Raw genomic sequence first — 12,960 nt, 5'->3', positions numbered from 1 at the left:
TTTCAAACAAAGGGCTTTTTTTATGAAACTGACAGGCAATACGATTTTTATCACCGGCGGCACTTCAGGCATTGGCCGCGCGATGGCGGAAAAATTTCACCAGTTGGGCAATAAAGTGATCATCTCCGGGCGGCGAAAAGCGCTGCTGGATAGCGTCACAGAAGCCAACCCGGGCATGGATTCCGTGGTACTGGACGTCACGCAGGCCGCAAGCATCAAAACGGCGGCACAAGAGGTGCTGTCGCGCTACCCGGCGCTGAACGTGGTTATCAACAATGCAGGCATTATGCCGTTCGACAACCCCGCCGGTGAACTGGATGACGCAATGGCCACCACGCTGTTAGACACCAACTTGTTAGGTCCTGTGCGGGTAAGCGCGGCGTTTATTGAGCACCTGAAACAGCAGCCGGACGCGGTACTTATTAATAACAGTTCGATTCTGGCGTTCTTACCTCTCGTCAGTAACGCGCTCTATTCGGCGACCAAAGCCGCTATCCACTCTTACACCTTGTCTCAGCGCTTCCTGCTGAAAGATTTTGGTATCAAGGTTATCGAAATTTCGCCGCCGTGGGTGGATACCGACCTGATCTACAAAAGTGGCGACACCCGTGCGATGCCATTGCCGGACTTTATCCAGCAGACCTTCGACAAGCTGGGCACCGATACCATTGAAGCCATTGTCGATAGCGTGCTGCACGCCCGCGCCAACCCAGGCGCGAACGAACATGAGATGGTCAACGCCTTTAACCAGGCGATGGTGGACAACCCGATCCCTGTGGCGTAATCGAATTGCGGGGCCTGGGCCCCGCAGCGGGAGTGAATGATGAATAATCGATTATCTCTGGCGCAACGACGCGCGCTGTGGGCGCTGAGCCTGGCGTATTTTATTCAGGCAACGGGAGCGCTATCGGTAGCGGGCAGCCTGACCGCCATCTCACATGAATGGGGGTTGAGTGATGGTCAAAGCGCGCGTTTACTCGCTATTTTCGGCCTGACCTTTGCCATCAGCGCACCGCTGGCGCAGGTGTTTTTGGGTCATGTGATGCGCAAATATCAAGTGCTGGCCGGGATGCTGGTGTTCGGCCTCGGGGCATTTATTTTCGCCATCGCCCCCGATTACACCACGCTGGTTATCTCCCGCGTGGTGATGGGGCTGGGCGCATCGCTGATTGGCCCGGTGCTGGTGGCGCTCGGCGCGGAACTTGTCACGCAACATGAACGTGGCAGCGCCATTGCTACGATCCTGCTCGGCGTCTCCATGGCAAGTATGGTGGGGATTCCGCTGGCGGCGTGGATCGCGAATGGTTGGGGCGCAAGACCGTTGTTTGCACTTGTCGCGCTGGTGAGTGTGCTGACCGCGCTGGCCGTCTGGTTCTCTGTGCCGAACATCGTTAAAGGAGTGGATATTCGTTTACGCCAGGTGGGACAGGTGTTAATGGATGGCAAATCGCTGGCGGCGTTTTTGGTGGTCTTTTTCATTACCTCCGGCGTGTACGACATGTATGCCTTTATTTCGCCGATGATCCGCGATCGCTGGCAAGGCGATACCGCCAGTGTTTCGATAGCGCTGACGGTGATTGGTGTTGCCGGGATTTTGGGGAACTTGTTTGTTGGCCGCGCCGCACGCCGTTATAGCGCCGAACGATTACTGGTCACTGGCATCACTATGCTGGTGCTGGATATGCTGCTGCTTATGATCCTGCCCGGTAAGCTGGCGTTGCTCTATTTGTTACTGGTGCTGTGGGCGTTTTCTACCGATCTTCTGTGGCCAACCCAGCAACGGCGGATTGTCGAAATCGCATCGGCGTCGACACGCGGTATCTCGCTCGCCCTGACCAGCGCGTTTATGTTTTGCGGCATTGGTTTTGGCTCGGCGGTCGCTTCATGGCTCTATCCGCTGTTCGGCTTTTATGGTGTGATGCTAAGCGCAGTTCTGTTTTTACTATTGGCGCTTATCAGTTTATGGATCTCTGAACGATTACGCGTTCGAAGCCGGGCTTTGCCAGCCGCCAGCGCATGTTAAAGGGTGTCGAGATGCACAAAATTGGATTACTTATTTCCGACCATTTTCAGATGCTGGCGCTGTCCACCTTGACGGTGTTTGAGTTCGCCAACCTTGTTGCCGGTGAAGCGTTGTATCAGCCAACGGTCTATTCAGAGTTTGGCGGCACGGTTTATTCCTCATCCGGCATTGGCGTCGAGTCCCGACCGTTGGAAAGCGTCACGCAAATCGACACATGGCTGGTCGCGGGTGTGCTGTCGCCCATGGATGAACCGGCCAGCGCTGGTATCGTTCACTTTCTGCAAACCACCGCGTTACAGGCGCGCCGCATCGCGGGGATCTGCACCGGCGCATTTGTGCTGGCGCAGGCGGGCTTGCTGGAGAAAAAGCGCGCCACTACGCACTGGGCGCACGCCCGAAGCCTGGTGCTGCAACATCCGGATGTTCAGCTTGAAGACGATCGTATTTTTATCATTGATGATCGCATCTGGACATCCGCCGGGATGACCGCCGGGCTGGATATGGCGCTCGGTATGGTGGAAAAAGATCTGGGTGCCGAGGCAGCACGTGTCGTTGCGCACCGGCTGGTGATGAATCAACGCCGCTCCGGCGGGCAGACGCAGCACTCTGAAATGCTGGCGCTGGCACCGCGCTCGGATCGGCTGCAAAGCGCGCTGGAATACGCCCGCAATAATCTGAAAAAAGCGCTGACGGTAGAGCTGCTGGCCGATGCGGTTCACGTGAGCGCCCGCCAGCTCAGTCGCCTGTTTCGTCAGGAGACGGGCAAATCGCCAGCAAAAGCGATTGAAGGATTACGGCTGGAAGCGGCGAGGCTAATGATTGAGCAGAGCCGGCTTTCGCTGGATACGATTGCCCGTGAAGCCGGTTTTCGCGATGGTCGCCATATGCGGGAAGTTTTCGTGCGTGGCTATGGCATCCCGCCGCAATCGCTACGTACCGGCCGTTAAGGTTTCATGCCGATTTTCATTCCTGCGGTGAAAGAGCTAATGCCAAAAACGGGTTTTTTATACTGACAGGCGGCGTAGACTTACCTGAACTTTCACATAAAATCAGGAGCATAAAATGAACGATACCGTAACGGTTGTTGCAACGATTACCGCCCATGCCGGTAGCCGCGAAAAGGTAGCCGGGGCGCTTAAAACCGTTGAACGCGATGTGCAGGGTGAACCGGGTTGTCTATCTTATCAATTGCATGTGAACCGTGAAAACGACCACCAGTTCGTGATGATTGAGCGCTGGGCATCGGCAAACATGCTGGAACAACACAGCCAGGCTGCACCATTCAGGGCGTTAGTCAGCGCTATTGACGGGCTCGCCGACCTTAACGTCATGACCCTCAGCAGTGGTGCTTAATCATTGATGGTTTTCAGCGAGCAAAATCTTTAAACGGGTTGGCGATTTTTGCCAGCCCGTTTTTGCATTCGCAAACATTATGGCTGAGGCGTGTGCAGATGGGTTCGGCGTTTTCGGTATTGCGCCGGGCTCACACCATACACCCGTTTAAACCCTTTCGAAAACGAGGACAGCGAAAGAAACCCGCATCGTTCGGCGATGGCGTCGACAGTTAAACCCGCTTGCGTAATGAGTAACTGCGAGGCCAACGCCATACGCAGCTGGGAAAGCCACGCCTGCGGCGTAAGCGGATAGCTGCGGGCAAAATAACGGGCAAATGTCGCGCGGGATAAAAAGCACCGTTCGGCCATGGTTTCCAGAGTCCACGGGTGCGCAGGATCGGCGATGACGGCCAGCAACGCGGGGGCAAGCCGTTTGTTGCTCATCAGTCTGAGCAGACCGGCGGGCGGCTCATGTAATGCGAGCAACAGACGCAAGATCAGCGCCAGCAGCGTATCAGCCAGCCCTTTGGCAATCGTCGCATTCCCCGGCAGTGAACCGAGGCTTTCACGCACCAGCATCATCAGCAACATTTCCAGTTCAGGGCATGCCTGCCAGTGGTTTGTTTGCAGATGGATAAGGCGGCTTTCATGGGCAAACAACCAGCCGCTGTGCGGGCCAAAATCAAATTCGCCGCACAGCACTTCCACCGCCTCGCCCTTCGCCGGGCTTCGGACTTCTGTCAGGATACCGTTGTCATGCTTTAACGCCGGAACCACCTGCCCCCATTCGACCAGACTCTGGAGCAGATGCGGCGAACCGTGGGGAAGCAGGAGCACATCGCCTGCGCGCACATCCACATGCCGACCTTCTACCACCAGCCTCGCTTCGCCGTGCAAAACCACATGCCAGGGCACCACGCCAGGCGCAAGCTGATCATGACCGGCTTCCCAGCGCCCGGCAAAGCGGCAGTGGAGATTTACAGCGCATGTTGGCGCCAGCATCGCAAGCAGTTGGCTGAGGCTATCCACATTTTCCTCTGAGACGATAAGACAAAAAATAGAGACGATGTATAACGGTTACCCGCAAGCTATCTGCCTATTATGAGCACATCGCCAATACGGCGGAACCCATACACTGACAGGAGATCATCATGAGCCGTTTAACATCCATTCAACCCGAAAACGCCACCGATAAAACCGCCGATCTTTTCGGTGCCATTAAGAAAGCGATGGGTAAAGTTCCTAATGCCTACCAGACCATTGGCATTGCCCCGGAGATGCTTGCTCAGGCGTTACAACATAATGCCGCACTGGCAAAAAGTTCGCTGAATAAAAAAGAGCTGGAAGCAATCAACTTACTGGTCAGTGAAATTTCCGGCTGTGACTACTGCCTGGCCGCGCATACGTTAACGGGAAAAATGGCGGGTTATAGTGTGGAGCAAACGCAGCAGCTGCGCCGTGGCGAATTCCCTGAAGATGCGCACATTGACGCGCTGCTGAAATTCGTTAAAACCGTGGTCACCACGCACGGCACGCTGCCGGCGGGAAAAGTTGAATCGCTGCGCAGCGCCGGTTTCGAAGATCGTCAGATTGTCGAGATAATCAGCGCTATCAGCGCCATTCTGTTTACCAATATGATTAATCGCGTCAACGACACGGTTGTGGACTTCCCGAAAGCCGCCGCTCTGTAACGCTCCGCCTGGCTTCCCGCATGATGGGAAGCCAGGTTTTTCCTTCCTGTTTCCCAGCCCCTCAGACTTCGTTATCATGCTGCCCTGGCAGAGTGATCGCTAACCAGAACAACAAAAGATTCACTCATATATTTCACGATAATGGACATCACTGACCGATGAGTACTATCGACAATTTCGACGCACATACGCCAATGATGCAGCAGTATCTGAAGCTGAAAGCACAGCACCCGGATATTCTGCTGTTCTACCGTATGGGCGACTTCTACGAGCTGTTTTACGACGACGCCAAACGCGCCTCGCAGCTGATGGACATTTCACTGACCAAACGCGGCGCGTCTGCCGGTGAGCCGATTCCGATGGCGGGTGTGCCGCATCATGCGGTGGAAAACTATCTGGCGAAGCTGGTGAGCCTGGGTGAATCGGTGGCGATTTGCGAGCAGATTGGCGATCCGGCCACCAGCAAAGGGCCGGTCGAACGTAAAGTGGTGCGCATTGTCACGCCTGGCACCATCAGCGATGAAGCGCTGTTACAGGAGCGCCAGGACAACCTGCTCGCCGCCGTCTGGCAGGACAGCAAAGGCTTTGGTTATGCGACGCTGGATATCAGTTCCGGGCGTTTTCGCGTTAGCGAACCCGCGGATCGTGACACCATGGCCGCCGAGCTGCAACGTACCAATCCGGCAGAATTGCTCTATGCGGAAGATTTCGCAGAAACCGCGCTGATTGAAGGCCGCCGCGGTTTGCGCCGCCGCCCACTGTGGGAGTTCGAAATTGACACCGCGCGCCAGCAATTAAATATGCAGTTCGGCACGCGCGACCTGGTCGGTTTTGGCGTCGAGAATGCGCCGCGCGGCCTGTGCGCCGCCGGTTGCCTGCTGCAATACGTGAAAGACACGCAGCGCACCGCTCTGCCGCATATTCGCTCCATCACCATGGAACGCCAGCAGGACACCATTATTATGGATGCCGCGACGCGCCGAAATCTGGAGATCACCCAGAACCTGGCAGGCGGCGTCGAAAACACGCTGGCGTCGGTGCTCGACTGTACCGTCACACCGATGGGCAGCCGTATGCTTAAACGCTGGCTACATATGCCGGTGCGCGATACGAAAGTGCTGACCGAACGCCAGCAAACCATCAGCGCATTGCAGGAACACACCAGCGAGCTGCAACCGGTGCTGCGTCAGGTGGGCGATCTGGAGCGTATTCTGGCGCGTCTGGCGCTGCGCACTGCCCGTCCACGCGATCTGGCGCGTATGCGTTACGCTTTCCAGCAATTACCGGAACTGCGCAGCCAGCTGGCAGATATCAACAGCGCACCGGTACAGGCGCTGCGTGAAAAAATGGGCGAATTTGTTGAGTTACGCGAACTGCTGGAGCGCGCCATCATTGAAGCACCTCCGGTGCTGGTGCGCGATGGCGGCGTGATTGCGCCGGGATATAACGCAGAGCTGGATGAGTGGCGTGGGCTGGCAGATGGCGCGACCGATTATCTCGACCGCCTCGAGATCCGCGAGCGTGAGCGGCTGGGGCTGGATACGCTGAAAGTGGGCTATAACGCGGTGCATGGCTATTTCATTCAGATCAGCCGTGGGCAGAGCCACCTTGCACCGATTCACTATGTACGCCGTCAGACGTTGAAAAATGCTGAGCGTTACATTATTCCGGAACTGAAAGAGTACGAAGACAAGGTTCTTACCTCCAAAGGGAAAGCGCTGGCGCTGGAAAAACAGCTCTATGAAGAGCTGTTTGATCTGCTGATGCCGCATCTGGCGGATTTGCAGCAGAGCGCCGCCGCACTGGCCGAGCTGGATGTGCTGGTCAACCTGGCGGAGCGTGCTTATACCCTGAATTACTGCTGCCCGACCTTTAGCGAAAAACCGGGCATTCGTATTAGCGAAGGCCGCCATCCGGTGGTTGAGCAAGTGCTGAAAGAGCCGTTTATCGCCAACCCGCTGAACCTGTCGCCGCAGCGGCGGATGTTGATCATCACCGGCCCGAATATGGGCGGTAAAAGTACTTATATGCGCCAGACCGCGCTGATTGCGTTGCTGGCCTATATCGGCAGCTATGTTCCGGCGCAAAAAGTGGAGATCGGGCCAATCGATCGCATCTTTACCCGCGTCGGCGCGGCGGATGATCTCGCCAGCGGACGCTCCACGTTTATGGTGGAGATGACCGAAACCGCCAACATCCTGCATAACGCCACGGAAAACAGCCTGGTGCTGATGGACGAAATTGGCCGCGGGACATCGACGTATGATGGTCTGTCGCTGGCGTGGGCGTGTGCGGAGAATCTGGCGAATAAGATCAAAGCGTTGACGCTGTTTGCCACCCACTATTTCGAGCTGACTCAGTTGCCGGAAAAAATGGAAGGCGTGGCGAATGTGCATCTCGATGCGCTGGAACACGGCGATACCATTGCCTTTATGCACAGCGTGCAGGATGGCGCGGCCAGCAAGAGCTATGGCCTGGCAGTCGCTGCACTGGCAGGGGTGCCCAAAGAGGTGATCAAGCGAGCACGCGGTAAATTGCGCGAGCTGGAAAGCCTGTCGCCGAGCGCGGCAGCCACACAAATCGACGGCACGCAAATGTCACTGCTGGCCGCGCCAGAAGAGACAAACCCGGCGGTTGAAGCACTGGAAAACCTCGATCCGGACAGCCTAACGCCGCGCCAGGCGCTGGAGTGGATTTACCGGCTGAAAAACCTGCTATAACACCTCTCCCTCTCCCTGAACGGGAGAGGGATTTTCACTTCTTCGCCAGCCACGCCGACATCTCCCGCGCCCGCGCGGTGCAGTATCAACAATTACGACACCACGCAAAACACACATCTGGATCGGCGTAGCGGTTCGCGATGACCAGGCTGAACCACCTTTTACCGGCGATCACTCGCCTGGATGGACATATGCTGTTTCCGCCTTATTGACGGTGCCGGTCCGTTTACGTTCAGGTTTTGGATGCCACGTTTTCAGGCCGTTTAAATGTGACTGATGAGCTATAAAGCTGAGGCGGCACTACGCCAGACGCGCACGCAAAAAATCAACAAACGCGCGGACTTTGGCCGGCTGATGCTGCGCATCCGCATAGACGGCATAAACCCCCTGCTGCGCGAAGCGGTATTCCGGCAACAAATGAATAAGCCGGTGACTGTCCAGCGCCGTTTGCACCAGCCACAGCGGTAATAACGCCACGCCGCAGCCAGCAAGCGCGAATGCCATTAACGCCTGCGCGCTATCTGCGGATAACCGCGCAGGCGCGGTGATTTCCAGCGTTTCGCTGCGCCCGCTGGCATCGGTAACCTGCCAGCGCAGCGGTGCGCTTAAGCGCTCATGAATGATCCACTCCGCCTGCGCCAGCGATTGCAGCGAGGTTACAGGATGGGCGCGCAGCCATTCGGGCGTTGCCACTGGCACAATCGCGAAGCGTGAAATCAGCGCTGCGTGATAGCGCGAATCCGCCAGCGATCCTAAGCGGATCGCCACATCAAAACGTTCTGAAATCAAGTCATTATGCTGAGACGAGGCCACATGGCGGATGCGTAAACCGGGATGATCCTGACCGAACGCCGCCAGCGCCGGAACCACAACCTGTGCGCCATACTCCGGCGTGCTGGTGATCCGCAGCTCACCGCATAAACCCACGTGGCTCGACCGGACATCATCTTGCAAGCTCTCTGCGGCATTGAGCAGTTCAACACCACGCTGATAAAACAAACTGCCCGCATCGGTTAGCGTTAGCCGCCGCGTTGAACGTAGCAACAAGGTTACGCCGAGCTCGTTTTCAAGCTGGCGGATATTAAAGCTGACCACCGCTTTGGTTTGCCCAAGTGCGACAGCGGCTGCGGTGAAACTGCCGGTATCGACCACGGCAATAAAAATAGCCATACGCGATAAATTGAGCATCGGGTTTCCATCATTGTAAAAATAATTTTGACAGTATATCGCCCGGTACGCCGTTTATCCCGTTCCATCGCCCCGCTACAGTACGCCTCCACACAGGAGGGGTAGAAAATGGTGTATCGCAACAAGGTCGCGGTGGTTTATCTGCTGGGCTTTTTTCTCGACCTAATCAACATGTTTATTGCCAGCGTGGCGTTCCCGGCGATGGCGGTTAGCTTGCAGGCTTCAGTTTCTACTCTGGCGTGGGTCAGCAATGGGTATATCGCCGGTTTAACGCTGGCGATCCCGTTTAGCGCCCGGCTAACCAGACGCTTTGGCGCACGACGGATCTTTATCTTTTCATTGATAGTATTCAGCGTAGCGGCGATGGCGGCAGGCTGTGCAAACTCCGCAGGCAGCCTGATTTTCTGGCGCGTGCTGCAAGGCATGGGCGGCGGGCTGCTGATCCCGGTGGGACAAGCGTTAACCTGGCAGCAATTTGAGCCCCATGAACGCGCCAAAGTCTCATCCGTCGTGATGCTGGTCGCGCTGCTGGCTCCCGCCTGCTCGCCCGCGATCGGGGGCGTGCTGGTAGAGTCTTTTAGCTGGCGCTGGATTTTCTTCGCCACGCTGCCTGTTGCGCTGTTGACGCTGCTGCTCGCGAGCCTCTGGCTAAAAGATGAGCCGGTGGCAAGCGGGTCGTCGCGCCTGCTGCATTTACCCTTACTGCGCAATTCACTGCTGCGCTTCGCCATGCTGATTTATCTGTGCGTACCGGGGATGTTCATCGGTGTGAGTGTGGTAGGCATGTTTTATTTGCAGCGCATCGCCGGGATGTCGCCCGCAGTGACAGGCGCATTAATGATCCCGTGGTCGCTGGCTTCTTTCGCCGCGATCTGTTTTAGCGGCCGTTATTTCAACCGCCTTGGCCCGCGACCATTAATCATCACTGGCTGTTTATTGCAGGCTGCCGGGATACTGATGTTGACGGGCGTTACGCCACAGACGCCTGTCAGCGTCGTTACCGCAGCATTTACCCTGATGGGCGCGGGTGGGAGTTTGTGCAGCAGCACCGCGCAAAGCAGCGCCTTTTTGACGATTACCCATCATGAAATGCCCGATGCTAGCGCGCTGTGGAATCTTAACCGGCAACTGAGCTTCTTTCTCGGGACAACCTTGCTGGCGTTCGTGTTGAGCGCGTTACAGCATCTGTTTCCCCCCTTACTGGCCTGGCGCGGCACGTTTATTACCGCTGCCGCCTTTTCCTTGTTACCGCTGGTGGCCGCCCTGCGACTGAATAACCAACAAACTCTGCACTATCTGCATCAGGAGAAACCATGAAAGCCTATGTTACTGAAATTATTGACGCGCATATCGCCATCGAAAACTGGCTCAGCCGGGGTGAAGGTGAACTGGAGGCATTGATGGCGCGCTTTGCCGAAAACTTCTCCATGGTGACACTTTCCGGCGTATTTCTGGACTATGCGGCGCTTGCCGGTTTTTTCCAGGCGCAACGCGGTAGCCGTGCGGGGCTAAAGATTGTTGTCGATAACATCGAACCGCTGGCGGAGTGGGACGGCGGCGCGGTAATCGGCTATCGGGAAACGCAGGGCGAGCATGTGCGCTGGTCGACGGTGGTGTTTCAGTTTCAGCAAGGGCGCGTGTCGTGGCGTCATTTGCATGAGACGGCGCAGGCAGCGTAACGGCAAATAGAAAGCAAAGAAAAAAGGCCGCGTCATCTGCGAGCGGCCTTTTTGTCGTGAAATGGTGCTTATTCGCGGAACAGCGCTTCGATATTCAGCCCTTGCGTTTGCAGGATTTCACGCAGACGACGCAGACCTTCAACCTGAATCTGGCGGACACGTTCACGAGTGAGACCAATTTCGCGGCCTACATCTTCCAGTGTCGCAGCTTCATAACCCAGCAGACCGAAACGACGCGCCAGCACTTCACGCTGTTTGGCGTTCAGTTCGAACAGCCATTTAACGATGCTTTGTTTCATATCATCGTCTTGCGTGGTGTCTTCCGGGCCGTTGTCTTTCTCATCGGCCAGGATATCCAGCAGCGCTTTTTCAGAATCACCGCCCAGCGGCGTATCAACTGAGGTAATGCGCTCGTTGAGACGCAGCATACGGCTGACATCATCAACAGGTTTATCCAGCTGTTCGGCAATCTCTTCTGCGCTCGGCTCGTGGTCCAGCTTATGGGACAACTCGCGTGCAGTACGCAGATAGACGTTCAGCTCTTTAACAATGTGGATTGGCAGACGAATCGTACGGGTTTGATTCATGATTGCCCGTTCAATGGTCTGACGGATCCACCAGGTGGCATACGTTGAGAAACGGAACCCACGTTCCGGGTCGAATTTCTCAACGGCGCGGATCAGCCCCAGGTTACCCTCTTCAATCAGATCCAACAGCGCCAGACCACGATTGCTATAACGACGGGCAATTTTCACCACCAGACGCAGGTTACTTTCGATCATGCGACGGCGAGAGGCTACATCACCACGTAGCGCACGGCGTGCGAAATAGACTTCTTCTTCGGCCGTTAAGAGCGGGGAGTACCCAATTTCCCCAAGGTACAGCTGAGTAGCGTCTAAAACCCGCTGGGTAGCACCCTGCGACAACAGCTCCTCTTCAGCCAGGTCGTTATCACTGGGTTCCTCTTCTACTAAGGCTTTCTCATCAAAAGCCTCTACTCCGTTCTCATCAAATTCCGCGTCTTCATTTAAATCATGAACTTTCAGCGTATTCTGACTCATAAGGTGGCTCCTACCCGTGATCCCTGGGCAAAGCACCTGAAGACTACTCATTTTGCCGGCTGCAGCGGCATCTGCGCACGCTGCAACGACTCAAATGGGGAGCACTTCATTCACTTTGACCGATTTATCGCTGCGGCAAATAACGCAGCGGGTTTACGGATTTCCCCTTGTAACGAATTTCAAAATGCAAGCGTGTAGAACTGGTGCCGGTGCTACCCATGGTAGCGATTTTCTGCCCCGCCTTAACTTCTTGTTGTTCCCGGACCAGCATAGTGTCGTTATGGGCGTAGGCACTCAGGTAATCATCGTTGTGTTTTATGATGATCAAATTACCGTAACCGCGCAGTGCGTTACCGGCATATACAACGCGCCCATCTGCGGTCGCGACGATAGCCTGTCCTTTACTGCCCGCAATATCGACACCTTTATTGCCACCTTCGGTCGCAGAGAAGTTATCGATAACGTTGCCCTCAGTCGGCCAGCGCCATGATGCAATCGGCGAGCTGGTTGATGTACTGCTGGCAGTCGGTTCGGTTGAGCTTACAGAAGGAGCCGTAACAGGCGCTGTGACGATAGTCGCAGGCTTATTGTTCGGCAACATTTTGTTAGCACTTTGTTCACCTGAATCTTCAGAATACGTAATTGTCGGTTTCGAAGCAACCACTACGGTTGAATTTTGTGCAGGTTTTGAGACGATTCCTTGCGCAGAAGCATCGGCGCGAGTTATGGCGTTACCACCAGTGATTGGCGTACCGGATGCGTTGCCAACCTGTAATGTTTGTCCGACTTCCAGACCGTACGGGGCGGCAACGTTATTTCGCTGCGCGAGATCACGGAAATCGTTCCCGGTGATCCACGCGATATAAAACAGCGTATCACCACGTTTAACGGTGTAGGTGCTGCCGCCAGTGTAGCTGCCTTTAGGAATATTGCCATACTGGCGGTTATAGACGATATGACCATTCACCGTCTGAACGGGCTGCTGTGCGACGGGTTGGATCTGCGTCGGCTGAACGGCAGGACGCTGTACCGGCTGAATTTGCGGTTGCTGCGCGGACGTGCCAAGTTTTGGCGGCGGTGTGATTAACATACCGGAACTGGAATTATTACTGCTGGCGCTCTTCATGCCGCCAACGGAACTGACCGGGGCCGGAGCATTAGTGGAATTTGAACACCCTGCCAGCCAAAGTGAAACCAGTGATAATGCCGCAACACGGCTTACGGTTAATTTTGGGCTTCCCGCGCTCATTTATCCCCCAACAAT

The 12,960-nt window shown here is 55.8% G+C and carries 12 protein-coding genes; 8 read left to right on the top strand and 4 right to left on the bottom strand.

What is annotated here, in order from left to right; translation table 11 throughout:
* Positions 1-22: 22 nt before the first annotated feature.
* The 4 genes from JKP81_RS15880 (at position 23) to JKP81_RS15865 (ending at position 3,376) form a co-directional block, all read left to right on the top strand.
* A complete protein-coding gene (locus JKP81_RS15880) occupies positions 23-784 on the top strand; it encodes an SDR family oxidoreductase (protein ID WP_200552480.1) in 762 nt (253 codons plus the stop codon).
* 39 nt (positions 785-823) lie between these two features.
* Complete coding sequence (locus JKP81_RS15875) at positions 824-2,023, top strand: MFS transporter (RefSeq protein ID WP_200552479.1); 1,200 nt, start codon at positions 824-826, stop codon at positions 2,021-2,023.
* 11 nt (positions 2,024-2,034) lie between these two features.
* Positions 2,035-2,970, top strand: a complete 936-nt coding sequence (locus tag JKP81_RS15870; RefSeq protein WP_200552478.1) for a GlxA family transcriptional regulator — start codon at positions 2,035-2,037, stop codon at positions 2,968-2,970.
* A gap of 115 nt (positions 2,971-3,085) precedes the next feature.
* Entirely contained in the window at positions 3,086-3,376 is a 291-nt protein-coding gene (locus tag JKP81_RS15865; RefSeq protein ID WP_200552477.1) for a putative quinol monooxygenase, read from the top strand.
* Positions 3,377-3,453: 77 nt separating this feature from the next.
* On the opposite strand, the gene JKP81_RS15860 is transcribed toward JKP81_RS15865, so the two are convergent.
* Positions 3,454-4,386 (bottom strand): AraC family transcriptional regulator, encoded by a 933-nt coding sequence (locus JKP81_RS15860; protein ID WP_200552476.1) that lies wholly within the window; start codon positions 4,384-4,386, stop codon positions 3,454-3,456.
* Between the two features lie 122 nt (positions 4,387-4,508).
* Between JKP81_RS15860 and JKP81_RS15855 the strand changes: the two genes are divergently transcribed.
* Together JKP81_RS15855 and mutS are read left to right on the top strand one after the other, a co-directional pair.
* Positions 4,509-5,048, top strand: a complete 540-nt coding sequence (locus JKP81_RS15855) for a carboxymuconolactone decarboxylase family protein (protein ID WP_200552475.1) — start codon at positions 4,509-4,511, stop codon at positions 5,046-5,048.
* Positions 5,049-5,206: 158 nt separating this feature from the next.
* Positions 5,207-7,768 carry a DNA mismatch repair protein MutS gene (gene mutS, locus JKP81_RS15850; protein WP_200552474.1) on the top strand — a complete coding sequence of 854 codons (2,562 nt, stop codon included), beginning with the start codon at positions 5,207-5,209 and terminating at the stop codon, positions 7,766-7,768.
* Positions 7,769-8,068: 300 nt separating this feature from the next.
* Here the strand turns inward: mutS and JKP81_RS15845 are convergent, their stop codons facing one another.
* Positions 8,069-8,956, bottom strand: a complete 888-nt coding sequence (locus JKP81_RS15845) for a LysR family transcriptional regulator (protein WP_200552473.1) — start codon at positions 8,954-8,956, stop codon at positions 8,069-8,071.
* Between the two features lie 108 nt (positions 8,957-9,064).
* Here JKP81_RS15845 and JKP81_RS15840 point away from each other — a divergent pair, with 108 nt between their 5' ends.
* On the top strand, positions 9,065-10,273 hold the full coding sequence (locus JKP81_RS15840) for an MFS transporter (protein ID WP_200552472.1): 1,209 nt from the start codon (positions 9,065-9,067) through the stop codon (positions 10,271-10,273).
* A complete protein-coding gene (locus tag JKP81_RS15835) occupies positions 10,270-10,635 on the top strand; it encodes a DUF4440 domain-containing protein (RefSeq protein WP_200552471.1) in 366 nt (121 codons plus the stop codon). The genes JKP81_RS15840 and JKP81_RS15835 overlap by 4 nt, the downstream gene beginning before the upstream one ends.
* 68 nt (positions 10,636-10,703) lie before the next feature.
* Here the strand turns inward: JKP81_RS15835 and rpoS are convergent, their stop codons facing one another.
* Together rpoS and nlpD are read right to left on the bottom strand one after the other, a co-directional pair.
* Complete coding sequence (gene rpoS, locus JKP81_RS15830) at positions 10,704-11,696, bottom strand: RNA polymerase sigma factor RpoS (RefSeq protein WP_002442472.1); 993 nt, start codon at positions 11,694-11,696, stop codon at positions 10,704-10,706.
* Between the two features lie 124 nt (positions 11,697-11,820).
* Positions 11,821-12,945, bottom strand: coding sequence for a murein hydrolase activator NlpD (gene nlpD, locus JKP81_RS15825; RefSeq protein ID WP_200552470.1), 1,125 nt, complete (start codon positions 12,943-12,945; stop codon positions 11,821-11,823).
* Between the last annotated feature and the right edge of the window lie 15 nt (positions 12,946-12,960).

Origin of the sequence: Kosakonia sp. LAM2021 (assembly GCF_016620385.1) — a bacterium.
Lineage (GTDB): Bacteria > Pseudomonadota > Gammaproteobacteria > Enterobacterales > Enterobacteriaceae > Kosakonia > Kosakonia sacchari.
Note: the sequence above shows the minus strand (reverse complement) of the source record. Positions and strands in the feature narration are given on the sequence as shown.